22 protein-coding genes are annotated in these 23,275 nt (G+C 69.0%); 11 read left to right on the forward strand and 11 right to left on the reverse strand.

All coding sequences use genetic code 11. From position 1 onward, the window contains the following. Window positions 1–246 precede the first annotated feature (246 nt). Window positions 247–729, forward strand: coding sequence for an NUDIX hydrolase (locus tag MFF56_RS22290; protein ID WP_373324152.1), 483 nt, complete (start codon window positions 247–249; stop codon window positions 727–729). Beyond that, window positions 726–1,109 (forward strand): hypothetical protein, encoded by a 384-nt coding sequence (locus MFF56_RS22295; protein ID WP_238231135.1) that lies wholly within the window; start codon window positions 726–728, stop codon window positions 1,107–1,109. Before MFF56_RS22290 ends, MFF56_RS22295 begins: the two co-directional genes overlap by 4 nt. A 10-nt stretch (window positions 1,110–1,119) precedes the next feature. Here the strand turns inward: MFF56_RS22295 and MFF56_RS22300 are convergent, their stop codons facing one another. Continuing rightward, window positions 1,120–1,701, reverse strand: a complete 582-nt coding sequence (locus tag MFF56_RS22300) for a hypothetical protein (protein ID WP_238231136.1) — start codon at window positions 1,699–1,701, stop codon at window positions 1,120–1,122. A 7-nt stretch (window positions 1,702–1,708) separates the two neighbouring features. Next, window positions 1,709–2,293, reverse strand: coding sequence for an adenylate kinase family protein (locus MFF56_RS22305; RefSeq protein WP_238231138.1), 585 nt, complete (start codon window positions 2,291–2,293; stop codon window positions 1,709–1,711). Window positions 2,294–2,451: 158 nt separating this feature from the next. Between MFF56_RS22305 and MFF56_RS22310 the strand changes: the two genes are divergently transcribed. The 3 genes from MFF56_RS22310 to MFF56_RS22320 all read left to right on the forward strand — a co-directional run bounded on the left by MFF56_RS22310 (window position 2,452) and on the right by MFF56_RS22320 (window position 7,742). Beyond that, complete coding sequence (locus tag MFF56_RS22310; protein ID WP_238231140.1) at window positions 2,452–4,092, forward strand: hypothetical protein; 1,641 nt, start codon at window positions 2,452–2,454, stop codon at window positions 4,090–4,092. A 183-nt stretch (window positions 4,093–4,275) separates the two neighbouring features. Then, entirely contained in the window at window positions 4,276–6,330 is a 2,055-nt protein-coding gene (locus MFF56_RS22315) for an ATP-binding protein (RefSeq protein WP_238231142.1), read from the forward strand. Between the two features lie 47 nt (window positions 6,331–6,377). After that, the gene (locus MFF56_RS22320) at window positions 6,378–7,742 is read left to right on the forward strand and encodes a hypothetical protein (RefSeq protein ID WP_238231144.1); all 1,365 of its coding nucleotides are present in this window, start codon (window positions 6,378–6,380) and stop codon (window positions 7,740–7,742) included. A 74-nt stretch (window positions 7,743–7,816) separates the two neighbouring features. Here MFF56_RS22320 and ligA read toward each other — a convergent pair whose 3' ends face one another. The 3 genes from ligA to MFF56_RS22335 form a co-directional block, all read right to left on the reverse strand. Further along, entirely contained in the window at window positions 7,817–9,958 is a 2,142-nt protein-coding gene (ligA, locus tag MFF56_RS22325) for an NAD-dependent DNA ligase LigA (RefSeq protein WP_238231146.1), read from the reverse strand. 119 nt (window positions 9,959–10,077) lie between these two features. Next, on the reverse strand, window positions 10,078–10,560 hold the full coding sequence (locus tag MFF56_RS22330; RefSeq protein WP_238231148.1) for a hypothetical protein: 483 nt from the start codon (window positions 10,558–10,560) through the stop codon (window positions 10,078–10,080). Between the two features lie 205 nt (window positions 10,561–10,765). After that, entirely contained in the window at window positions 10,766–11,446 is a 681-nt protein-coding gene (locus MFF56_RS22335; RefSeq protein ID WP_238231150.1) for a hypothetical protein, read from the reverse strand. An 86-nt stretch (window positions 11,447–11,532) separates the two neighbouring features. Here MFF56_RS22335 and MFF56_RS22340 point away from each other — a divergent pair, with 86 nt between their 5' ends. The 3 genes from MFF56_RS22340 (at window position 11,533) to MFF56_RS22350 (ending at window position 14,402) form a co-directional block, all read left to right on the forward strand. Further along, on the forward strand, window positions 11,533–12,381 hold the full coding sequence (locus tag MFF56_RS22340) for a hypothetical protein (RefSeq protein ID WP_238231152.1): 849 nt from the start codon (window positions 11,533–11,535) through the stop codon (window positions 12,379–12,381). A gap of 388 nt (window positions 12,382–12,769) precedes the next feature. Next, entirely contained in the window at window positions 12,770–13,165 is a 396-nt protein-coding gene (locus tag MFF56_RS22345) for a hypothetical protein (protein ID WP_238231153.1), read from the forward strand. Window positions 13,166–13,247: 82 nt separating this feature from the next. After that, window positions 13,248–14,402: a hypothetical protein gene (locus MFF56_RS22350; protein WP_238231154.1), complete on the forward strand. Its 1,155-nt coding sequence runs from the start codon at window positions 13,248–13,250 to the stop codon at window positions 14,400–14,402. A gap of 20 nt (window positions 14,403–14,422) precedes the next feature. On the opposite strand, the gene MFF56_RS22355 is transcribed toward MFF56_RS22350, so the two are convergent. The 3 genes from MFF56_RS22355 to MFF56_RS22365 are packed head-to-tail and all read right to left on the reverse strand — an operon-like array spanning window position 14,423 to window position 17,639. Continuing rightward, on the reverse strand, window positions 14,423–15,640 hold the full coding sequence (locus tag MFF56_RS22355) for an adenylosuccinate synthetase (protein ID WP_238231155.1): 1,218 nt from the start codon (window positions 15,638–15,640) through the stop codon (window positions 14,423–14,425). An 11-nt stretch (window positions 15,641–15,651) separates the two neighbouring features. Beyond that, window positions 15,652–16,581 (reverse strand): hypothetical protein, encoded by a 930-nt coding sequence (locus tag MFF56_RS22360; protein WP_238231156.1) that lies wholly within the window; start codon window positions 16,579–16,581, stop codon window positions 15,652–15,654. A gap of 2 nt (window positions 16,582–16,583) precedes the next feature. After that, entirely contained in the window at window positions 16,584–17,639 is a 1,056-nt protein-coding gene (locus tag MFF56_RS22365) for a J domain-containing protein (RefSeq protein ID WP_238231157.1), read from the reverse strand. Between the two features lie 136 nt (window positions 17,640–17,775). On the opposite strand from MFF56_RS22365, the gene MFF56_RS22370 reads away from it, so the two are divergent. After that, entirely contained in the window at window positions 17,776–18,474 is a 699-nt protein-coding gene (locus MFF56_RS22370) for an NUDIX hydrolase (RefSeq protein ID WP_238231158.1), read from the forward strand. On the opposite strand, the gene MFF56_RS22375 is transcribed toward MFF56_RS22370, so the two are convergent. From MFF56_RS22375 to MFF56_RS22385, 3 genes are all read right to left on the reverse strand, one after another. Further along, a complete protein-coding gene (locus MFF56_RS22375; RefSeq protein WP_238231159.1) occupies window positions 18,471–19,076 on the reverse strand; it encodes a helix-turn-helix domain-containing protein in 606 nt (201 codons plus the stop codon). The two genes, MFF56_RS22370 and MFF56_RS22375, sit on opposite strands and share 4 nt — an antisense overlap. 43 nt (window positions 19,077–19,119) lie before the next feature. Further along, complete coding sequence (locus MFF56_RS22380; protein ID WP_238231160.1) at window positions 19,120–20,388, reverse strand: hypothetical protein; 1,269 nt, start codon at window positions 20,386–20,388, stop codon at window positions 19,120–19,122. A gap of 156 nt (window positions 20,389–20,544) precedes the next feature. Further along, entirely contained in the window at window positions 20,545–21,270 is a 726-nt protein-coding gene (locus tag MFF56_RS22385; RefSeq protein ID WP_238231161.1) for a hypothetical protein, read from the reverse strand. A gap of 140 nt (window positions 21,271–21,410) precedes the next feature. Between MFF56_RS22385 and MFF56_RS22390 the strand changes: the two genes are divergently transcribed. Together MFF56_RS22390 and MFF56_RS22395 are read left to right on the forward strand one after the other, a co-directional pair. Continuing rightward, entirely contained in the window at window positions 21,411–22,127 is a 717-nt protein-coding gene (locus MFF56_RS22390) for a hypothetical protein (protein ID WP_238231162.1), read from the forward strand. Window positions 22,128–22,247: 120 nt separating this feature from the next. Next, complete coding sequence (locus MFF56_RS22395; protein ID WP_238231163.1) at window positions 22,248–23,159, forward strand: hypothetical protein; 912 nt, start codon at window positions 22,248–22,250, stop codon at window positions 23,157–23,159. Window positions 23,160–23,275 lie beyond the last annotated feature (116 nt).

A 23,275-nucleotide genomic window follows, 5' to 3' on the forward strand; every position in this document is an offset into this window, starting at 1 on the left:
GCGAAAGACGTCGACGGCAGGTGGACCACGCCGAGCGGCGCAGTTCTTGTCGAGGCCTTTTGGAACGCTTGGCAAGCGCGGATGCGGGACCCTGCCGAAAGCTGGTGGCGCGCCTCCCCGATCTCTGAAAAGGGCCGCCTACTGGATTACGCCCGTTGCTTCGGAATCCCTTCAGCATGTGACGATCAGGCATGACCATTCGCCGTTGCCTGAAGCACCGATCGGATCCAAGTTCGATCCATGCCCATGAAGCCGAAGAGATGTCTCCGGAGCGGCCAGGCCCGGCAGTACGGCGCGATCCCCTATCGGGTCGCCACCGATGGCGTACGGGTGCTTCTCATCACGTCGCGGGACACGCGTCGCTGGGTGATTCCGAAGGGCAACCCGATGAAGGGGTGCAAACCCCACAAGGCCGCCGCCGTGGAGGCCTTCGAAGAGGCCGGCGTGAAGGGGAAGATCGAGCGTGAGCCTCTCGGCTCGTTCGGGTACGACAAGGTCATCGGCCGGAAGTCGGTCCCCTGCGTGGTGAACGTGTTCCCGCTCCTCGTGCGCGAGGAACTCGACGCGTGGCCGGAGGCGGGTCAGCGCGAGCGGACCTGGGTCGACTGCTCGGCGGCGGCCGGCATGGTCCGCGAGCCGGAGCTCGCCGAGTTGCTCCGCTCCTTCGAGCCGACGGCAACCCGATCCGGAAAACAGGGCGGACGCCCCGCAGCGAAGGAGCTTCCATGAGCGGCGATGTGAAGGTGATGCTTCTGGGGCATGTGGAGCCGGCACGCGTCGAAGCGGCCCTGGCGTCGATGGGTTTTCCACCGAGCCGGTTAGGGGACGACGGCCGGTCGACCCGCTACTCGGTCTCGAACACGTCCGGCTGCTACCTGGGTCTGCTCGAAATCTACGGACCTGCGATCCCGTTCCACGAAGGCGCGGCGGTCTACGCCGGCGAGCGCACCGTGCTCTCGGGTACCGCAGACCTCGACTTCGTGATGTCGGACCTCGTCGTGGGGTTCGGCGGATACTACCGGTCGGCGGAGCCGGGTGCGGTCTTCGAGTTCGTGGAGAAGCGTCCCGTCGAGGACGCGCGCTCCCGGGCTTCCGCTCCCACCCCCTAGGCGAGGCCGATCAGGGCCTCGGGCCGGTGGGCTCTTCGGCGGGCGGCGTCGAGATCGTCCGTTTCAAGGCCGCGGCCATCGGCGACTTTGCCAGGAACAGCCGCTCGCGCTGAGCTGCGGCGAGGTTCAGCGTCGACGGGGTCGCGGCGGCCTCCGCCACCCAAGGCAGGGTGTCCTCGAACAGGCGAACGAGGCGCACGTCGCAGGTGGTCCCGATGCGCTGCTCGAACTCCACGGCGGCGCGGAACGGGTCCTCGTTCCTGAGTGCGATGGCCAGTCCCTCGCGGACTCTTTCGATCTGCTCGGCCGCTTCGTCGCCGTCGTTACAGTGCGTCGGCCACAGGTTCGCCCGCAGGACCTCGTTGGCATAGAAGCCGAACGTCGTCTTCTCGCGGTCCGCGACCTCGGCCGCCGCCAGCACGCGAGCGTCCGCCCGGTGCATCGCCTGAACGGCTCCGTGGCCCTCCTCGACGCCCGTGCGGGCGAAACCCAGCATGGTCCTCGTGCCGCCGTGCACCCAGAGAACGATCTCGGCGAGAGAGGTGCAGGCGACCGCTTCGTAGCGGCCCGTCCCGGGGCTGTCGGCGTCCACGCGGACCTCAGGAGAAGCACGGGGCGGAAGCGTCCACGGGCTCCCTCGCGGGAAGCCTGGACAGGATATCCCTCGAGACGTCGCCCGCCTCGCGCGCGGCGTCGATCGCGTGGACCGGCACGCACGCGAGCCTGAAGACCAGCTGCGCGCGGCGGGTCTCCTGCTCGTAGGCGTCCATGCGGCGACGCAGGGCGCGCGGATCGTCATCCGCCCTCCCCTGCCGGATCCGTGTGTCGAGGCGCTCCCGCAGGATCGTAGCATCGGCCTTCAGCACGAACACGGCATCCGGCCGCAGGTGGTCGAGCAGCCCCTCCGCCTCCTGCCATTTGCGGGGGAAGCCGTCGAGCACGAAGCCGTCGCGGCAATCCTCGGCGGACAGACGCTCCAGAACGAGGCGGGTGATCTCCTCGCTCGGCGCCAGCGAGCCGTCGGCGACGATGTCGAGCAGGCGCCGGGCGACCGGTTCGCCGGCAGCGGCCGCCTCGCGGATCAGGGCGCCGGACGAGACGTGCGGCAGGCCGAGCTCTCGGGAGAGAAGGATGCCCTGGCGGGTCTTGCCGACCGCCGGCGGACCGGAGACGAGGATGCGCATGGGCTGGCGGCGGATCCGGAAAGCGGTCGATACGCGACGAAGCTAGGCGGGCGTCCCGAAAGCCGCAACCGGGAAGGAATGGCGCGTTTCAAGGGACTGTGCGAGGTTGCTTTGAGGAAGGAACCCGACGGTTCCGCAGGGACCGGGTCGGCGGCGAGATGCAGGCTGTGGTGGACGGAGTGGACGACGGTTCCCGCAGCGTGGCGCCCAGGCGCCTGCGGCCGGTCGGAATCAAGCGCGTACCGATGAAGCGTGCGTTCGCCGGCGCCTATCTCGACCAGGGTCGGCGCCCCAGACGGAAGCTGAAGACGGTCTCGGAGGTGTCGCGGTACCTTCTGCAGCAGTCGCTTCTCGATCTGGGCGGGCCGCTAAACGGTCCCTCCCCCGAGGGCGACGAGAAGATCGCCAAGATGATGGCGGCCGAAGTCGCCGCGGCGCTCGTGCGTCCCGGCAGCAACTCCGTTCACTGGTACTCCGACGCCATCGAGCGTGCGATCGCGATCGCGTCCGTCCTTCACCCGGAAATCGGATCGGATGCGGCCGCGCGTGCCGTTCCCGAAGGCCGGTTCAGGACGGCCGACGAGGCCAGGATCGTCTTCTTCGCCGCGACCGCCATCACGTCCCAGAACGTCGTGGTGCGGGACAACATCCGCTACGCCCTCGAGCAGTACCGCCACTTCCTGCGGCATGGCTGCTTCCTGCCGAAGGGCTACGGCGCCAAGGCGGCGTCGGTACGGGGCAACCTCGACCGCTTCAATCAGATGCTCGCCATCTTCGACGGCGACGTCGCGGCGCTCGGAGGCTTCCTGGACACCGAGTTCACGATGAAGGAACTGCGCGAGGCCGGGAAGCGGAACGGCATCGTCATCGGAGGGAAGGAGCTCGCCGACGAGGCCGTGTACGGGTCCATGGTCTTCGGCCCCAAGATCGGCGGCGGATTCTATCAGAACCTCAGAGGAAACCTAAAGCCTCTGACGGTCGACCTTTGGTTTTCAAGGACATGGGGTCGGTATACAGGAACGTTGCTGCGCGGAGAGGTGACCGTCAAGCAGGTCGACCGCTTGGCCGGAGCGCTCCGGGGCCTGTCGGAGGCCGTCGTCGACCGCATGCGCGAGGACGGCATCGAATTCGAGCCGGACGCCCTGTCCGCCCTCGATCCGGCGGAGCTTCTCGACCTCTGCCGGAACCTCGCACGCTTCTGGGAACGGATGAGGAAGGCGATGGCGCGGGAGGGAGAAACGAACGACAACCTCTCGGCCTACAAATCGAAGCTCGAATGGCCCGGCGCGGCCGAAGCGATCAAACAGGCGCTCGGCGATCCCGTGGACGTCCCGTCGAGCGGGGGCACGCGCAAATGGATGCGCAGCGTCGTCGAGAGAGCGCTCGGGATACTGGAGAGCAACGGCATTGCAATGAACGCGGCGGAGTTGCAGGCTACCCTCTGGTTCCCCGAGAAGGACCTCTGGGGTCTGCTATCCAACCGACCCGTGCTCGACAGGACCGACAGCTACGATGACGCGCTCTACGCAGTCGCCCGACGGGAGGGACACGCCCATGAAGCCATCGAGGACCGGCTACTCGCCATGGGAGCGCACGGATTCGTCGGACGCTGGGATCCAGAAGCCTTTGGACCGGGCGAGCCCCGATCAGCTGAAGGGGATGGTGCGGGACCTGCAGCGGCTCTCGAAAGACCGGAGCGCGAAGGGTCCGACGAGTACGTGATCGACCCCGATGCGGATCTCGACGACGTGCCCGGCATGCAGGAACCGGCCTCGGCGCCCTCGTTTTCGCCCCACTAGTGTTGCGGAACCGCCCTAGTCCCAGCCCGACGCGTCTCTAAGCTGCCCGAATCCACGGCCATGGAGTGGCCGTTCCTTCGCGCCGGGCCCGTGTCGATGCCGTTGTTCAAAGGTCGCGGAACCCGCTTCCCGAGGCCGACCCTCTTCGCAAAGGTCTGCGGCGGCGTGGCGGCGGCGTCGATCATGGCGATCGCCGTCCTGCTCGTTCTCGGATTCCGCAGCCACGAGACCGTCTCGGCGCAACGCCAGATCGCGGCTCTGGACGTCGTCCTGGCCGAGGCCTCCTCACGCGCCCTCTCGAACGTCGCCATCGTTCTCGACCGGATCGTGGAGGACGTCGGGACCGACCAGATCATGACCGCGGACGACTTCCGTCCACGCCTGAGCGGCTTCGACATCCACGAATGCCTCAAGATGCGGGTCGCCGGAATCGCGCGGTTCACGACCGTCCTGGCCATCGACGCCAAGGGCGATCTCGTGAGCCATTCCCGGCGCTGGCCGACGCCGCAGATCAACGTCGCCGACAGGGACTACTTCCAGCACGCGCGCGACAATCCCGGCACGGAGCCGTTCATCGGCCGACCGATCCAGAACAAGGTCACGGGGCGGTGGGTGCTGCAGGTTTCCCGACGCTTCGCGGCGCGCGACGGCTCGTTCGCCGGCGTCATCGTGGGGTCGGTCGATCTCGACTACTTCCAGAGCCTCTACGAGAACATGAAGCTGCCCGAGGGGTACTCGGTCGCGCTCTGGCGCCGCGACGGGACGCTCCTGGCGCGAAGCCCGCTCACCTCCGACGTCGGCCGTCAGCTCGACACCGAGGCGCTCCGCCTGCTGTCGGCCGGCCAGGTCTCGGGATCATACAAGGCGCGGTCCGCGATCGACGGACAACCGCGGTTCATCGCGTTCAACGCGGTCGCCGATTTCCCGGTCTTCGTCACCACGAGCGTGAACGAGAATGCGGCGCTCGCAGATTGGCGGGGCGTCGTGCTCCTCATCGTCGCAGCCGCGGCCATGGGCATCCTGGCCACGCTGGCGGTCACCCTGGCAGCCGTCCGGCGGCTCGCCCTCTACGAGGAACTCGCGGCGGCTCTCAAGGCCAGGGACGCCTCCGAAGCGCAGGTCCGCCAGCTTCAGAAGATGGACGCCCTGGGCCAGCTCACCGGCGGCATCGCCCACGACTTCAACAACATGCTGAGCATCGTTCGCGGCAACCTAGACCTGCTGCGTCGCCGGCTGGATCACGGGCGCAAGGACGTCGGCACGTATCTCGACGCGGCCGACGACGGCGTCGTGCGGGCGGCGGACCTGACGCGTCGCCTTCTCGCCTTCTCACGGCGCGAGCCGGTGCGGGCCCAGTCCGTCGATCCGAACGTCTTCGTCGAGGGGCTGGCCGAGCTCTTCCGCCGCACCTTCGGTCAGAACGTGATCCTCGTCGCCGAACTCGGCGAGGACGTTCCCTTCGTGAAGGTCGATCCGGGCCAGTTCGAGAACGCCGTCCTCAATCTGGCCCTGAACGCACGCGACGCGATGCCCGCGGGCGGTCGCGTCACGATCAGGACCCGGCGGGCGAATGCCGTCGAGGCGGCTGCGACGCTAAGCCATGGAGATGCGAGCTTCGTCGTCGTCGAGGTGGAGGACGTCGGGTCCGGCATCGAACCGGATGTGCTGGAGCGGATCTTCGAACCCTTCTTCACGACGAAGCCCGTCGGCAAGGGGACCGGCCTCGGGCTGCCCCAGGTCTTCGCCTTCGCGGAGAGCGCCGGCGGCCGCGTCTCGGCGCGCTCCCAGATCGGAAGCGGCACCATCATCTCCATCTACTTGCCGGCTTCCGCCGAAAGACCCTCCGCGACGGTCCCGGAAGGTCCCGTGCCGCACGCCACGCGCCGCCAACGCGTTCTGGTCGTCGACGACGAGGAGGCCGTACGGCAGATCTCGGGCGAGATGCTCGGACAGCTCGGCTACGAGGTCCTCACCGCCTCCGGCGCGGAGGAGGCGCTCGGCGTGCTGGCGCGGGCGGACGACGTCGAACTCGTGATCACCGATCTCGGCCTACAGGGAATGGACGGGATCCGTCTTGCGGATGCGGCGCGCAAGCTGAAGCCGGGACTCAGGATCCTCTTCGCCACCAGCTCCGGGCACGTCGGCCCGGCCGCCAACGACGGCTCGCCCGCGGTGTTGGCGAAACCGTATTCGTCGGGCGATCTCGCCCGCAAGGTCAAGCAGGCCCTGGCCGCCTGAGGATCGGTCCGGCTATCGTACCCCGGAACGATGGCCGGGGGGCGGGCATGAGGAAGACGATCATCCATGTTCTGGCGGCCGCGCTGTCGCTCCAAGCGGGAGCGGCTCAGGCCCTGTTCGAACCCCTCGCGATCGCCGGCGGCGGCATCGTCGCCTCGAAACTCATCGATCAAGCGGAGTCGAGGGCCAACCAAGTCATCGACAGAGGCGCGCAGCGCGGCGACGCGCTCCTCTCGAAGGTCGGCAACGAGCTGCGGGTCGCCACGAGGAACCTGGAAATCGCCATCGGCGATCAGCGCGACAAGACGTTGAAGGATATCTCGCCCGCGTTCCAGAAGATCACGGACGAGATCGACGGATTGATAGACGCTGCCAACAGAGCGCCCGGCACGGCGGCCGACATCGCCGAAGTGGCCAACCTGAACCTGATCGAGTTCACCAACCGCCTCTCTTTCCTGTCCAGGAAGGTCGATTTCTGGATCAGCTCGGTCTCCGGGCTTTCCCAGATCCACGGCCTGGACGATTACAAGATCAAGATCCGGGGCGTCGGCTTCGGTCATGCTCCGAACGAGGAGGTGCGGACGCTCCGGGTTTCCGTGAACGGAAAGGAGCTGCCGGCAGGTGCCGTCACTCCGGTCGGCGGCACCGACACCCAGGTCGTGATCCCCAACGAGATGCTGGCCAGCCTCTTCAAAGAGAACGACCTCGCGCACGTCCCCATCGAATTGACCGCCGGGATCACGAAGCCACGCGAGTGCTGGCACTGCTTCGTGACGAAGCCCACGGAAACGAAGACCTACTCGGTTTCGCTCAAGCTCCTGTTGCTTCCAAAGATCGCGGCCGTCGTGACGGGCGCTCAGACCCTTACCAGCAAGGTGGAGGGGGACGAGGAGTTCCATACCGTGATCCCGCACCAGACCTCCGGGTGCGCCACGAAACGGCCTTGTCCCTGGACCGAGCGGATCAGCTTGGCGAACGACGAGATCGCCAAGCGCGTGGAGCACTCCCACGCAGGACCGGGGTGTGACTTCAGCTATCCCCAGCGCTTCCACGGCGCCGGACCCGACTACGACATCGCGGACGGCGGCAGGACCGTCGTCGTCTATCGCTACGCCGATGGCGAGCAGTTCTGCTCCACCACCCACACGGTCAGATACAGGAAGCTCGTCGACAAGAGCGAGGACAAGCTCCTGCCGTCGCAGCCGATCAGCTTCGGGAAGCCCTTCTCGATACTTCTTGATCAGTCGAACGGGCAATGCAACTACAGGCTCGAGGCGAAGCTATCGACGCGGAAGCTCATCTACATCGACTCCGGGATGTCGACCAGCACGGACGGATATCTGCGCCGGGTCAGCTCGGTGAACGAGGGGCCCCGCTGCAGGGTGACCTTCGAGTTGCTGCAGCCCTCGTGATCCCTGTCGCAGATCGGACTACGGCCGACTGCGTGAGCTAGCGCCCGTGTCGGCCCTCCACCGCCGGGTTCGGGCTATCGGTCGCCCCCGACCAGGTCGAACCAGCCGTCCTCGTCGATCACTTGAACGCCGAGTTGAGCCGCCTTCGCGAGCTTGCTCCCAGCCCCGGGGCCGGCCACGACGAGGTCGGTCTTCTTCGACACCGTGCCTGCGGTCCTTGCGCCCAGCCCTTCCGCCATGGCTTCGGCCTCCTCGCGGGACATGCGCACCAGGGAGCCCGTGAACACGATCGTCTTGCCGGTCACCGGACTCTCCTTCGCCGCCGCGGGAGCCGTCGTCTCGACCTCGGTCAGGAGCCGATCGACCTCCTCCGAATTGTGGGGCTCCCGGAAGAACTCGACGACGGCCGCGGCTACGACGGGACCGATGCCGTTGATCAGGTCGACCATCCGCTGGACGGCGTCGGAGCCCTGCGCGGCCTCCCGGACGGCTGGAAGGCTCCGGTAGGCCTTGGCGAGGAGCTTCGCGTTCGTCTCGCCCACGTGCCGGATGCCGAGGCCGTGGATCAGCTTCTCGAGCGGGATCGTGCGTCGGGCGTCGATGGCGGCGAACAGATTGGAGACGCTCGTCCTGCCCATGCCCTCGCGGGCCGTCAGGTCGATCTCGCCAGCCTCCTGGCGTCGGCGAAGGGAGAAGACGTCCGAGGGCGTGCGCAGCAGGCCGTCGCGATGGAAGTCCTCGATACGCTCGTCGCCCAGCCCCTCGATGTCCATCGAGCCGCGGGAGGCGAAGTGCTTGATCCGTTCGACGGCCTGGGCTTGGCAGATCAGACCGCCGGTGCAGCGGCGGACGGAATCCTCGCGGCCCGTCTTCGGGTTCGCCTCGCGGACGGCGTGGCTTCCGCAGACGGGGCACAGCTTCGGAAACTCGTAGGGTACCGAGCCCGCCGGCCGCCTCGAAGGGTCGAGGTCGACGATCTGGGGGATGACGTCGCCCGCCCGCTGTACGACCACGTGGTCTCCGACGCGCAGATCACGACCCTCCCGGATCGGCCGCCCCTCGCTGTCGAGGCCGCGGATGTAGTCCTCGTTGTGGAGCGTCGCGTTCGACACGACGACGCCCCCGACCGTGAGGGGGCGCAGCTTCGCCACCGGCGTCAGCGAGCCTGTACGGCCGACCTGGATCTCGATGGCCTCGAGGACCGTCTCGGCCTGCTGAGCCGGGAACTTGTGCGCCACGGCCCAGCGCGGCGCGCGCGAGACGAAGCCGAGCCTACGCTGGAGCGCGAGCTCGTCCACCTTGTAGACGACGCCGTCGATGTCGTAGGCGAGATCGGCCCGCATGGCGCCGATCGCCCGGTAGACCTCCAGCATCTCCTCGACCGTGGAGCAGAGCTTGGTCAACGGGTTCACGTGGAAGCCCCAATCGTCGAAGCGGGCCAGGGCGCCGTGCTGGGTCTCCGCGATCGGACCGCTGGTCTGGCCCCACGAGTAGGCGAAGAACTTCAGCGGCCGCGCCGCGGTGATCTTCGGGTCGAGCTGCCGCAGGCTTCCGGCCGCGGCGTTGCGGGGGTTCGCGAAGAGCGGCTTGCCCGCCGCCTCCTGACGGGCGTTGATCTCGGCGAAGTCCTGCTTGCTCAGATACACCTCGCCCCGGATCTCCACGACGTCGGGGGCGTCCTTCGGCAGATCGTCGGGGATGTCCTGGATCGTCAGCGCGTTGGCCGTCACGTTCTCGCCCGTCGCCCCGTCGCCGCGGGTGGCCGCATGGGTGAGCCTGCGGTTCTCGTACCGGATCGAGAGGGAGAGGCCGTCGATCTTGGGCTCCGCGGCGAAGGGAAGCGGGGCATCGCCGGGCAGCTCGAGGAAACGTCGGATGCGGATGGCGAACTCGGCCACGTCCTCGTCGGCGAAGGCGTTGTCGAGCGAGAGCATCGGTACGGCGTGGACGATCTTCCCGAACTTCGAGGACGGCTTGGCGCCGACCTTGCCGGCGACCGTGCTCTCGGCCGCGAAGCCGGGATGAGCGGCCTCGATCTCGGATGCGCGACGGCGCAGCGCGTCGTACTCGGCGTCGCAGATGATGGGCGCGTCCTGGCCGTGGTAGCGCTCGTCGTGCTCCGCGATCTCGGACGCCAGGGCGGCGTGCTCGATGCACGCGTCCTCGTTCGACAGCTCGGCGACCGAAACGGCACGCAGGACGACGGCGTCGGACATGTCTCGTGCTCTCCCCGGAATCGAGAGGGCCGGGAGCGGGTCCCGGCCCTGGAACGTGCCCCGCCTCCGTCCGCGCCGAGCGCGGCCGCCTTCGGCGACGGGCTCTTCGGCGTCGGATCCTAGTGGTTGGGGCCGGGCTTCCGTCCCATGGCCTCCATGAAGGTCGAAACCTTGATGGCCTGGACGTCCGGCTGGCTCTCGAACACGGAACGGGCCGCCCGCGGGGACGCCGCCAGAAGCGGCGTCACGGTCGTGATCAGCCCCTCGCCGCCCTCGGCGTCCCGTGCGCGGATCAGAAGGTAGCGGGCGCCCTTGATCTTCGAGATCGCGGCCAGGAACGCGCCGGAGTCGCTGCCCCGGCCGAACTGGAGGGCGTCGGCCACGCCTGCGGCCAGGGCGTTCACCAACACGTTCGGATCTTCGGGATCGAGCCCGTTGGCCCGCATGCCCGGCTTCAGCCGCTCCAGGATGCCGTCGACCCGGTCGAACGCGTCGCGCCGGATGAACATGCCCTGCCACACGCGTGCGGACGTGAGGACGACGCCGGCGTAGCCGACCACTTCGGGATCGTCGATCAGCGTGTCGGGGTCGGGCTTGCTCATTCTGCTCGTCGTCGGGCGGTCTTCGTTCACGTACCAGTAGAACCGCCCAGGGCCGGTGTCACGGCTGGACGCGGCACCGTCCCACGGCTCCTTCCGCGACGCTTAACTCCAGCTTGCCGGAACGCCGCGGTTTGAGACTTGCGGAGCTCGTCCATAGCCTCGGGTGAGCATCCCGGGGGGACGGGACAGGCAGGAGCCCGACATGTCAGGCCAGACGAAGCCCGCGGCCCAAGGACGCCCGAAGCGCTCCTCCGTCGAGCGCTTGGCCACCCGGTGGCTGGCGCAACGGCTCGTCGAGCGCATTCCCGAATATGCGGCCTACGTCGGCCACGAGGGCATGGCGGTGTTGACGGACCACGTCCACACGGTGGCGGAAGGCTTTCGCGCAGGCATGAGCGCCGCCTCGGTCGGGGAGAATCTCGAGGAGCTGACCATGGTCGGCGCCCCCGCCCGGGTGGCGGCGCTGGTGGCGGAGTTCCCCAGGCTTCGAGACGACGCGGCGGTGCTGCTGTACGGCGGGTGGATCCGCGATACCGGTCTTCCGCCTCCCTTCGAGGGCGACTTCGCCCGGGTCGGGATCTACCAGGGTCGCCTGGACGGTTCCCAGGACGATGCCCTGCCGAGGGTCGGGCACGCCTACCGGCATCCTTCGCTCGACGCGCGCGGCGTGGTGATGTTCGTCGCCACCCGTCCCCACCCGAGATCCGCCCTGGACGCAGGGCAACTCGTGCCCTGGGAGAGGATCGAGGGCGTCGAGCGGGTTCAAAGCGCCGATCTTCCGCAGGTCGAGTTGCGGCACCGCATGATGCTCACCGCGATGGAACGCAGACAGGTCGGCGCGGCGGCGCTGCCCGGAACGATCGAACGGCTCTTCGCTGAGGCGCATTCCAAGGAGGTCGTGCCCGTCGACCGCAAGGCCTGCGGAACACCGGAACGTCGGAGATCACGGTCGGCGAGTTCGCCATCGATGCCGTGGCACGGGGGAACGCCCCCTCGACGACCGCGACGTTGCTGTCGGACGCCTACGACGGTTCGGCGTACTCGGCCCAGCTCCCCGCCTCGGCCAACGATCCCTACCACCCGACTCTGGCCTACTCGGAATCGTCGCTGCCGGCAGGCTACGGCCTCGACGCGTCGGGCAGGCTGACGGTCGAGGCCGGGATCACCCTGCCGGTCGAAGGTCAGGAGATCGTCGTGACGGCCACGAACGGCCTGCGGCGGTCCGCCTCTCTGACCTACCTGCTGACCACGCCGAACGCGCCGCTGGCCATCGTCAAACGAGGTGAGACGCGCCACTACGCCGACGGTACCTATGCGCAGTCGTGCGCGGCCTACACCAAGCCGGCAGGCCGCTACGCCTACGTCGGAAGTACCGGCGACGGCACGTACCGGATCGATCCGGACGGCCCCGCCGGGACGGTCGCGCCGACCGACGTCACCTGCACGGGCATGGACACGTCCACGCCGGCCACCGTCGTCGCGGCCCTCGTGACCGGGTCGAACGAGTATTCGTACGGATTCCACGTCAAGAACTGGGTGCTTGAGGACAAGCAGGACCTCTACCTAGCTCTGGCCGACATCCACTCGTCGATGAGGTTCTCCGGCAGACTTCAGATCACGAACAAGCAGTGGGGTTCGCTGAACGCCCTCGATGGGACGGGCCTTGTAACGATGCAGCAGTACGAGCAGAGGGGGTTCACCTTCGGGCTGTCGAAAGGTCGGCCCAGCGCCTTCTGGACCACCACGATCTACTTGGACTGCTTCCCGTGTTCCGCGGGGCCTAGCCTGACGATCGACTCGCCGAACGTGACGTTCCAGTAAGAGGCCCCGTCATCTGCACGATCCAGGCATCGAACTGACCGGAACGGAGGGGCTGGACCCATGTCCAGCCCCTCCGCACATCCGGGAACGCACTCGAAGGAGCCGCGTCCGCGTAGCCGCGGCGAGCGTCCGCCGTGCTGCGACTGCACTGCCTCCGCAGCAGTCGCGCTCTGGAGGAGGCCACCCTGCCAGCGGCTCTGGGAACAAGTCGCACCTGCTCGGACCTTGGCACGCCAAACCCGCCGGCCACGCTTTCGCAGCAATGGCGGATACGGCGGCCTAAGCCACCAACAGACTGCTTAACAATTTTTTGCCGGGCGCCCGATAGGGTCTCCGGACCTCGGCCCGCTGCTGCGCGTTGTGGAGCAGTCGAGGTCGAGGAAATCCCATGCTGTTCAAGGCGATGCGGGCCGCGGCCGTGATCGGGGCCATCTACTGGGCATCGCCCGAGAGGATTTCGCTTCCCGATCTCCCGCCCGCATCCCTGGGCATGCCGGTGCGACTGGGCCTGCCCGTCGCGACGCAGAGTTCCCTTCCGGACCTGACCAACCTCTCGCCGACGCTTCTCCCGGCGCTTATCGCCCGCGTGCAGGGGGCCGCGGCGGGTTCGGCGGTTCCGGACCTCGGCCCGTTCTCGCCGGGTGGCGGCGGCTTCGACACACCCGCCTTCGCCGCCAAGCCTGCGCCTTCGACGTGGGCCCAGGCTCCCGAGGAAGTCAGGCGCCGCATCGCGAGCGCTGTCGCACACCGCGGCGCGCGCATGCTCGCGTCCCGGCAGGACTGATCCCGGAAGCAGCCTGGAACCCCCTTCGCTCTCGACAAGCCTCCCGATCCGATGGATCGTTTCTTCACACGAAGGAGCGGACATGGAAGCGCCGGACGACGCCCCGGCCGCCCGCAGCCCGGTACCGAGCCGGGAAAGGCGTCGGGGCGAGGAGCATTACCGCCTGCTGGAGGCGCCGGAGATCGTCTCAGGTCCGGTCGTGGCGCGTTCCGTCGCCAAGGCCTTCGGCGACGGCGGCGTGTTCCTGCTCGTCCTCGATCCGCTTGAGGCGGCGGGGGTGGCCTTCCGCGACGCCTCGGCGCTCCTGGCGTCCGGCCGGTTCGAGACGCGGCATCCCTTCCTCCTGTTCAGGCACGTCGATGCCGGCGCCGGTCTCCTCTTCCTGTGGAACACGGTGGGTGGCCTCGTCGCGGAAACCCATGAGGAGGGATCCGAAGGGGCTGCGGCGCTGCTCCACGTCATGGCGGGCGCGCTCGTGCGCCACGGCTCGCCGCTCGCGGCGCCGCCGAGCCGCACCGCCGTGAGGACGGACCGGCTGCACCCCCGCTCGCAGGCCGCAGCCGACGCGGTTTCCCAGGTCCTGGTGGGCATCCATCTGGCGGTGCTGGAGGCCGATCGGGTGGTGCCGGGACCGGAACCCGACGGCGGTTGCTACCTTCCCGAGGTCGACGACGGTCTGCACGCCCTGTGCATCGCGGCTTGGCGGCGCCTCGGCGGACGTGCCGCGCGCGACGTCCACGTCGTCCCGGTCGTCGTCGGCCCGGCGGTCCTGTCGGCCCCGGAGGAGGACCTGCTGCGCATGGCGATGGACGCGGCGGCCTTCGGGGCGGCCACGGCCGTCGGCGATCCGGCGGCCAGGGCCATCGATTTCGCACCTGGGCCCGCGAGCGGCCGGGGGCCCTCCTACGCGGTGGTCTGCGGGCTCCTGCGGAACATCCGCGGCAGCGGCGTCTGCGACGGGCTCCAGCGGCTCTACGACCTGCCCTGGGACGCGCCGGAGCGGGTCTGGTGGGAGGCTGCCTTTCCGGGCGTCCACCTGTCGGCACTGCAGGAGGAGATCGACGCAGCCTGCGAGGAGGAGGCCGATTGCCTGCCCTGCCCCGTCGACCTCGCCACGCTGTCCCGTGCAGTCGGACGCGCTTCGGCTCGGGTGCTGGATGAGGTGCTGCGCCCGCGCGCGGAGAGATGTCGCCTGCGCGAAGGCGCGACCGCCGGCGGATCCGGCGGCGTGCACTGAGCGCCGGCCTGCGTGGCTTGTCAGAGGGCGAAGGCCGCCGAGCTCGTGCGGGTCCTGTCCGCTCCGCGGGAAAGCTGCAGTTCCGCGATGCCGGTCCGGCGGCTGCAGGCCGCCAGCAGCGTCTCCTCGCCTCCGGACCTTTCCTCCGCTCCCTCGACCCAGCGTGCGGCTGCCTCGATCTGATCGAGGCAGCCGACCGCCAGACGCGGCCGGACGTTCACGTCGGCGGCATCGCCGAGATCGGCGCGGATCGCGCCCGCCAGGACGTCGAGGTCGAGCAGGCCGAAGCGGATCGTGCCCTGCCAGGGATTGGGCACGTTGGTCCGGTCGACGATGCCGCGCCAGGGCTGCTCCGCCTCCTCCCAGGCCAGCGGCCCGGCGCCGTGGCGCGTGACGTAGGCGCGTGTGGCGTAGACGACGTCGACCTCGCCTGCGCCGATCTCACGCATGGTCTCGAGGATGTTGCGCAGGCCCGTATTGGAGCGGGTGACGAAGGGAAAGGCGCCCCGGTCCTGGTCCAGAAGCAGGCCCTGGGCGTTCTCGAAGATCAGGGGTGCGTCCGGCAGGGCCGTGGCGTCGCCGACCAGATCGACGGAGGCCAGGAAGCCCTGGGCGTCGGCGACGTACCGCTCGAGGATCTCGTCCGAATGGACGAGGCTCTCGCGCTCGGCATCGAGCGCGATGCCGAGCCGGGCTGCACGCTCGGGCAGCCAGAGGCGCCGGATGCGGTCCAGGCCGGCGCGCAGCGCGGCCGGATCCCGCAGCCCGTCGAGAGCGAGGGCGAACTCGGGGCGGAGATTCCGCTCGATCGTCTCACCGAAGCCGATGCCGCAGCTTCCGTGCCGCCCGCCAGCGCGGTCGGTCTCGACGAACTGGTTGAGCATCACGTCGTAAGGGGTCGAGGCGAGGCCCCGCGCGTCCGCCTGGATGCGCGGGCGGACGTCTTTCAGGGCGAGGTCCTCGAGTTCCCGGCCGAGCAGCATCGGGTTCGAGACGAAGCGGCGCCCGAGGAAGGTGGCGGCGCCGGCGAAGCTGCCGGAGCCGACGTGGTGGAAGACGTGGCGGCGGCCGTCGGGCGTCGTCACGGTATGGCCGGCCTGGGCGCCGCTGTTGGCGCGGACGACGACCGCGTCCGAGCCGTAGCGGGCGGCCAAGACGTCGGTCGCGACACCCTTGCCCTCGTCCCCGTAGCCGGCCCCGATCACCGCGTGTACCGGGGCCTCTCTCGATGCGGGCATCGTCGTGCTCCTCAGTAGCGGGCGAGGCCGCCGGCGGACGGACGGCCCCGGACGGCCGGGAGGTTCTTGATCGCGGCGCCGATGGTCTTCGTCGCGCTGCCGCCCCAGCTCGCCGCGACCGCGGTCTTGTCGGCTCCGCCGATGACCTGCAGGGTCGACACCACGACCTCCGGCATGAGCCGGTAGTCGTCGAGCTCGATGACCCGCTCCGGCAACACCTGACTGAAGGAATCGAGCACCCTTCGCAGGCCTCCCTGGCTGCGGACGTAGCTGCCTTCCTTGATCACGACGTGGAAGATGTCCCAGTTCCTTGCGGCGAGAGCGTAGATCTCCGCCGCGGTCATCTCCGGACGCTCGATCCGCAGCCCGAGCACGCGTTCGATCTCGGCTTTCGTGTACGAAGAATGGACGGGCTCGTCCCCGAACGTGAAAGCGATACCCCGGCGCCCCTGTTTCTCGATCGCGTCGCACGACGTCTTCAGCGCCAGGGCCAGGGGCAGAAGCCCGTAGGACTCCCCGTCGTTCCCCTGCCCGTTTCCTTCCAGCCAGAGCGACTTGACGCCGTCGGCGAGGCGGATGTCGGCCTCGAACTGCGTCATCTGCAAGGGCGCGCGATCACCCTTGCTGTCGCCGATGGCCGCGACCATGACGTGCGGGTCGGTCACCGGCTGGCGGGCGTAGATCTCCCGCATGGCCCGGTCCATGCCTCCCTCCATGAGGGACTCCGCGAGTATCCCCATGGAGCCCGTGATGTCGCAGCCCAGAGCGATGGGCGTGGGCCGGGGGTTCGCGGCGCTGATCCGGCTCTCGCGGACCCGGAACTTCGCCGGGTCGTTCGCCGGATCGGCACCCGCGGAGAAGCGCTGCGCCCTCGGGACGGGGTCGACGTGGACGCTCCGGTATTGGGCCCAGGAGCCGCTGTCCCAACGTCCGTTGCCCATGATCAGATCTCCTCTCGTTGACGGATGAGGGCGTCGACGTCGACGTCCATCTCGACGAAGCGGCGGGCTCCGAAGCTCGCCTCCCGGGCGCGCTCCCAGGACCGGTAGTCCTCGAAGGCGTCGTCGGCCGGAGGCAGGACCAGCCATTCGGCCATCGGGCGCGGAACGGCGGGATCGGTCAGAAGACGGCTGCCGTCCGGGTCGCCCAGGGCTGCGCGGCCGACGGCGCGTACCAGTTCCAGGTCGAGCCGCGGCGTGGCCTTCTTGTCGTGCCCGACGGCCGCACGGCCGTGGCGGACCGCGAATTCGGGCGACGGCAGCAACGCGGCTCCGAAAGGAACGGAGTGGAACCAGCCGCCGGCGAGCACGACGGAGTGATGCCGGGGGCTGACCATGACGGTGTCGGGGCAGATCGCACCGTGGGCGAGACCGGACCACGCCAGCCAGCAGGCGATGTTCGACAGGCCCGACACGATCCAGGCCGCCGCGCGCGGCTCCAGCGCACCTTCGAAATGCGCGGCGAGGTCGTCGAGAAGGACGAGGTCCGCCGAGACGGTGACCGCCATCACGAGACGGTCCGCGGTTTCGAAGCTTTCGACGACGCGCGGCACGTTGCGGGAGAACTCGGCCTCCATGGCGCCGTCGGCGTAGCGGAGCGCGGTCAGGGTGCGGCGAGCGTTCTCGAACAGGTCGGCGTGGTCGCGCTCCACCGCGAAGACGATGTTGGTGCGGCCGGCGTAGAGGTCGCCGATCGCCATGGACCGGCAGCGGCGGTAGCGCATCGAGAAGACGCGCCCGTCGAGGGACTCGAACCGGACCATTCCCGGCGTCCGCCAGACGCCGCCGCCGATCCTGCGTTCCGCCTCGCGATGGAGGTCGCAGAGGTGGCGGAACACCGGCCCGGCTTGCGGGTCGCGGGGATTGCGGTCCGGGTGCCAACGCTTCGCCAAGCCACGCCACTCGGTGTCCACGGTCGCAGCGGCGCTGAAAAGCCGCTCCGGCCATTCCTTCGGTACGGCGAGGATCTCCTCCGCCGAGGCTGTTTCGGTCGCGGCCATCTCGCGTCCTCCTTGACGGAGACGTAGATCCACAACTTCCAAAAAGCAAGTTGCTATTTGGAAGTTGCTATCGGCGAGGCCGTATGCGAGCACCGTCAAGCCCCTCGTGCGGGGCGGCTGGAACGGGAGGTCCCGGTTGGCGACGGACTACGAGAAGCCGGATACGAGCGTCGACTGCGTGCTGCTTACCTTGGGCGAAGGTGGCCTTCGCGTGCTTCTCCTGCCGCGGGACAAGGAACCCTTCGCGGGGACTGCCACGCTCATCGGCGCGTATGTCAGGCCGCAAATCGATCGTACGCTCGAGGATACGGTCCAGCGTGCGCTGCGCGACAAGGCGGGCATCGACGGCGTGTACCTCGAGCAGCTCGGCACATTCGGCGGAGCGGAGCGGGACCCGCGCGGCTGGTCGATCGCGGTCGCCTACGTCGCCCTCATCCAGACGTCGATCGCGGACGAGGCGGAACGGCGATCGGGCGTACGGTTCGAGCGAGTCCTCGTAGGAGCGCTCCCCCCACTGCCGTTCGACCACGCGGAGATCGTCGCCGCGGCCGTCGAAAGGGTGCGGGCCAAGGCATCCTACTCGACGCTGCCGGCCTTCCTGCTGCCCGAGGCGTTCACGCTGGCGGAGTACAAGCAGGTCGTCGAACAGGTGACCGGCCGCATCATCGACGACGGCGCGTTCCGGAAGAAGTTCGACGCGATCCCCGGCCTCGTGAAGATCGAGGGCGCCAAGAAGGGTGGCACGAATTCCTCGGGCACGGGCAAGAGGCCGAGCCAGCTCTACCGCATCGCAGCGGAATCCGACCGACCCAGAATGCTGACGCGCCTGTTCTAGCTTGCCATCCGATCCGCGCGGGTCGGCATGCCCGCCACGAGGTGGACGATCTCGCCTGGGCTCGCGGCAAGGCCCGTTGCCGCGACGATCTCGGCGGCGATCGCGAGGTCGTCGAGGCCGGCGGCCCGGGCCCAGGATATGCCCTCGGCCGCCTGGATCTTCACGATCTCGGCTCGGGAGCCCGGCTTCGGCGCCTGGAGCATGCGCAGAAGGGCGTCGGCGATCCGGTCGGGCCCGTTGTCTGCCGGACGGTCCGGTCGCGGCCCGACGGATGGGCCGGCGACGGGGGCCGCCGATGCGGCAGCAAGGCGCCGGCTCCGTTCGGGCGATGCCGCCGGCCGGCCCATCGGGGGGCCGTCCGCTTCCCGGGGGATCATGCCGGCCTTCGCGCGGAAGCGCCGAGGGCGCGCCTCGAGACCGCATTTCTCGACGAGACCTTCGTCGACGAGCGCCTCGAGGGTCCGGTGCGCGTATGAGGAGCCGCTGATCGCGTGGTCGACATCGCAGGTCGGCGGTCGGGCCGCGAAGTAGACTTCCTTCGCCGTCAGGCCTTCCGGCGGGGCGGACGCGAGCGACGCCAAGGCTTCGGCCCGGGAGATCATCGCGATCCGGGGGCGCGGGTTTCCGCTGCAGGTCATCGGCGTTCTAATCGGCTCGCGTGCGGATGCGCTCGACGAGCGCGATGGCCATGTCGACGGGGATCCGCATGCCCTCGTCGATGAACGTCCGGGCGATCTCGGGAGAGGAATGGCCGCCGTCGAAGAGTGCGCGGACGAGCGGGGCGTAACGCCCCATGATCTGGCCAGCGGGGCTGTCCGCCCTGTAGGCCCGGAGCGCGAGCGACTTCAGCGCTTCGGACGGACATTTCGGCGTGAAGACCCCTGCCCCTTGGTCTGCGTCGAGCCGTTGGTCCGGGGGCGGGCCGGGTGCGGCGACGGCCTTGGGGATCTGCATGCGCAAGGCGCCGAACGCATCCTCGACCCATGCCTTGTCGGAGCTGCAAGGCATGGAGGCGCCGGAAAGGGCGTCGATCACGACCCGCATCGCGGTCGCGTGTTCGCCGATCCCGAGCTCGTAGTCCGTCACGATCCGGGTGAACGCCGCTTCGGCCCTGGCGACGTCGAGCCCCGCGAACCGGACGGCCCGTCGTTCCGGAGAGGATGCGAAGGCCATGGCTGCGAGGTCCGCGCGCCAGCCGGCGACGAGGGCACCATCCGGCAGCGGCGCCGTCGGAGCGGCGAAGATGCCTGCGACGAGGGTTTCGGCTTCCGCCGCGTCGCTGCAGCGGATGAACAGGAAGGCGCCGGCGACCGAGATCTCGACGAAGCGACGGGCCTCCTCGCGAAGGGGGGCGTCGACAGGAGACCTGGAGCCGCGCCGGATGATGTCGTCGGCGGGCACCGGCAGCAGCGTCGCAGCTCCGGCCCTGGGGAGAGACCCGTCGGCATCCTGCGGCGGGAGGGCGGTTCCGTTCACGCTCTCGCCTTCGGCCAACACGGCAGGGGGTGGCGAGAACAGGCCGCCGGCGGGCGGCGGAGCTTGATCCGTCAGCTGGTAGATCTTCGATCCGTTCCGATACCCGCACTCCGCGACCCTCCCGGGCATGAGAGCCCGAATGGCCTTGTGCAGATATGAGCTCGGATTGTCGCAGGCGCCGAGATTGTCCGGTCCGAACACGGTCTCGAACATCTCGATGCGGGTGCTCGGCCCGGACTTCCGCAGCGTCTCCAGGACCATGTCGGTGGTGAACGTCTTGAAACCCCTCGGGAAGACCTTGGGCGGCGTCGAATCCTCGACGGAAGGGGGTGCCTTGGCCGGACGCCGGCCGTGCTCGGCGGGACGATCCGGACGCTCGGCCGCGGAAGTCGACGGAAAGGAGCCGACCGTCTCCCCGCCGGTGCCGTGATTGAGCATGCCGCCCTCGAGAGAAGGAACAAACGCAGTACCTTACCGCCCTCAGGGGTGCCGTCAAGAAATTATTGCCCTCGTTCCTTACGTATCCGGGCCCCGGACGCATGTTCGATCAGTCGGTCGATCCCGTGGCGTGTCGTTGCTTGCCGACTCCTGGTCTCAGGGTCTGGGACCAGGGGCCGTCTCCTCTTCCGGGTCCTCGGGAACGATCGCGTCCAGCTCCGCGATCGCGCGCCGGATGGCATGCGGGTCGCCATGGCGGCGGTCGAGCCGTTCGCTCGCGGCCGCGCGGAGGGTGCCGCAGGCGGCGGCGAAGCGTCCCGCATGCAGATCGGAGACGGCATCGGCGATGACGGAGCAGATCCGGTCCTGGGACGAACCGGCGACTCGCGGCTCGTCGTGACACGCCTCCTTCAAGAGGCTCGCCGCCTCCCAGAACCGCCGACGCCCATGGTCGTCGGCCACCCGGCCGTAGATCATGCCCGCTCCGCTGACTCGGTCGTACACGAGACCGGGATCGGGCATGTCCAGGGTGACGGCATCCGCCAAAGCGGCGTCGAGCCGGTCCCGGACCACCGGGTTCCGCGCGTAGGCCACCGACTTCTTCAGGGCGGAGAGGACCCAGGTCGCGAGGTTCCCGGTTCCTTGCGGAGCGGATCCGGCGACCTTGTCGCAGAAGAACTGCCGAGAGGCGGTTTCGGGATGCCAGCGCCCCTTGTCGGCTCCCATCGGATAGAAGTCGCACAGGGGGCACGGCTGCTGGAACGTGGGGCCGCCGCACCCCCCGCATCCTGCGAGATGGAGCGGGCTGCGGGCGAGAACGGCGCGTTCGTAGAGGCTCGCGATCGCCTCGACGGCACGTTCGACGGTCTGGTCCGCGTCCATGGCTGCCCTCCGAACTTCGAAGAGCCTAGGCTGGGGGGCCGAAAAGCTGAAGGGCCCGACTTTCGTCGAACCCTTCGCCTCGTCTTCACCGATGTCGCAACCGATGACTGAACGTGCGGTCTGACCCTTGGTTCCGTTGCTTGGCGGGCTCCTTCGATTGGTTCTTTTCGTCGCCGGCGGCTAACGTCCCCGTCCGAGAGGTTCGAAGGATCGAGATGTCCACAAAGCGGCCGTTGCGCATCTTCGTCGGCGAAACGTCCGCGACAAGCGACGGCGGACGCCACCGCGCCGTCGCGCGCGAGTATGCCTTCGCCGAGGACGGCAATGGCGGCGTCGTGCCTCTGGCGCTCAACGGCCAAGTCGAAAGCCGCTACTTCCTGCAGGGACATCGGGCCTGGGCCGAGATGGAAGGGCGGGTACGCCGCCTCTGCGAGGCCGGCGGGGCCGGTTCGCGCGTCTTCTGGAACAGAGCCGCCCTGATCGCCTACTTCAATTCGGCCGGCGCCGAGGAACGCGACCTCCTGCGCATCTCGCATGCGCACGCGTCGGTGGAGGCGACCGACCGCGTCTGGGCCACGCCTTCGTCCTGGGGCGAGGCGCATCAGTGCGGCGTGCGCGCGCTCGACGCATACGGGCGGCGACGCGCCGGCGAGGATGCCGAGGCGGTCCACATCCTGCGCGACGAGCGCGGCGGACACGTTTTGGTCGTCGGCATGCGCGACACCGCGATCGCCTGGGCGAGCCCGGAGGGCTACGACAAGTGGTTCGCCCAGGACATCCGCACGCTGGCGCGGAGCCTGCAGGCCGCCAGCGAGCAGACCGCCGAACCGGCGCTGCCCGCGCTCGCCCCTCGCTAGGATCGCGGCCGAGGTCGATTTCCCCGGCCGAGGAGGCTAGCGTCGACGCCGTCCCCTCGATGACGAGCGCGCTCCGTAATGCTTTGCGACGACGTTCTGGCCAGTCTCGGACCTACAGCCGTGCAGGCGGCGCTCAGCACCGGTCTGAGCCCGAGCCTCGCCCGCGACCTTCGGGACGTCGCCAGATCCCTCACGGACGGCATCGCCAGATCGCAACGCTTCGTCCTGTCGCCGCTCTCGAAGGCCGCGATCGACGATCTCGCCGATCCCAAGATCCTGAACGCGAGCCGGGATTATCTCTTCCTGCCCGCCGAGCGCGTCTGGATCGAGTGGCACGACGACCGCATCATCTTCCCGGGCGCCGGGCGGATGGGCGTGCTGCTCGAGGCCGCGCACACGTTCCGCCCCGACCTACCCTACTCGCTCACCATGGGTCGGGCGTCCGTCTACTTGCCCGGCGCTCCGGGATCGCCCGTGCCCTTCAGACAGATCGCCGGTCTGTTCGACTTCCCGGCCGAGGGGTCGGCGCTGCGCTTCAAGGACGTCGTGGGCATCGAGGGCGTCGACGAGGACATCGCCGGCGCCTGGGTCTGCGCGGCGCTCTGCCTGATCAACACGCCCCGGATCGCCGACGTCCGCCCGCACGACCACTCGAAGCTGAACCGGGCGCGCCAGCGCAAGGGCAAGCCGCCGGTCCTCGACTGGGGCGAGGTCCACATCCGGATCGACGCCGGCACTCCCGGACGAGGCGATCAGATTTCGCCGACCGAGCACCGCGCACTGCACCACGTGCGCACGCATCTGCGGATACGGATGGGCCACGTGGAGTTGGTGAGACCGCATTGGAGGGGCGATCCGCAGTACGGAGTCAGGCTGCATCGGCATGTCGTCACCCGCGCCGAGGACGAGCCTGGAAGCTGGAAGGGCGGACCGCTGCCTGCACCGCGCGTACTGCACGAGATGGAAGATCCCGCCGAAGCCGTCCCGGAGGACGAGGCTCCGCGTACGAGGCCGGGTCCTGGCTGCGGCTGAACGGGTCGGGCAACGAGGGGAGGGCGTCGGCGTTGCGGAAGTCGTCGCCCACGGCGCTCCATCGTCGGAACGGATTGCGGCCGACGGAGCCGCGACACGTCGGCACTTCACCGAGG

The organism is Methylobacterium hispanicum (assembly GCF_022179285.1).
GTDB lineage: Bacteria > Pseudomonadota > Alphaproteobacteria > Rhizobiales > Beijerinckiaceae > Methylobacterium > Methylobacterium hispanicum.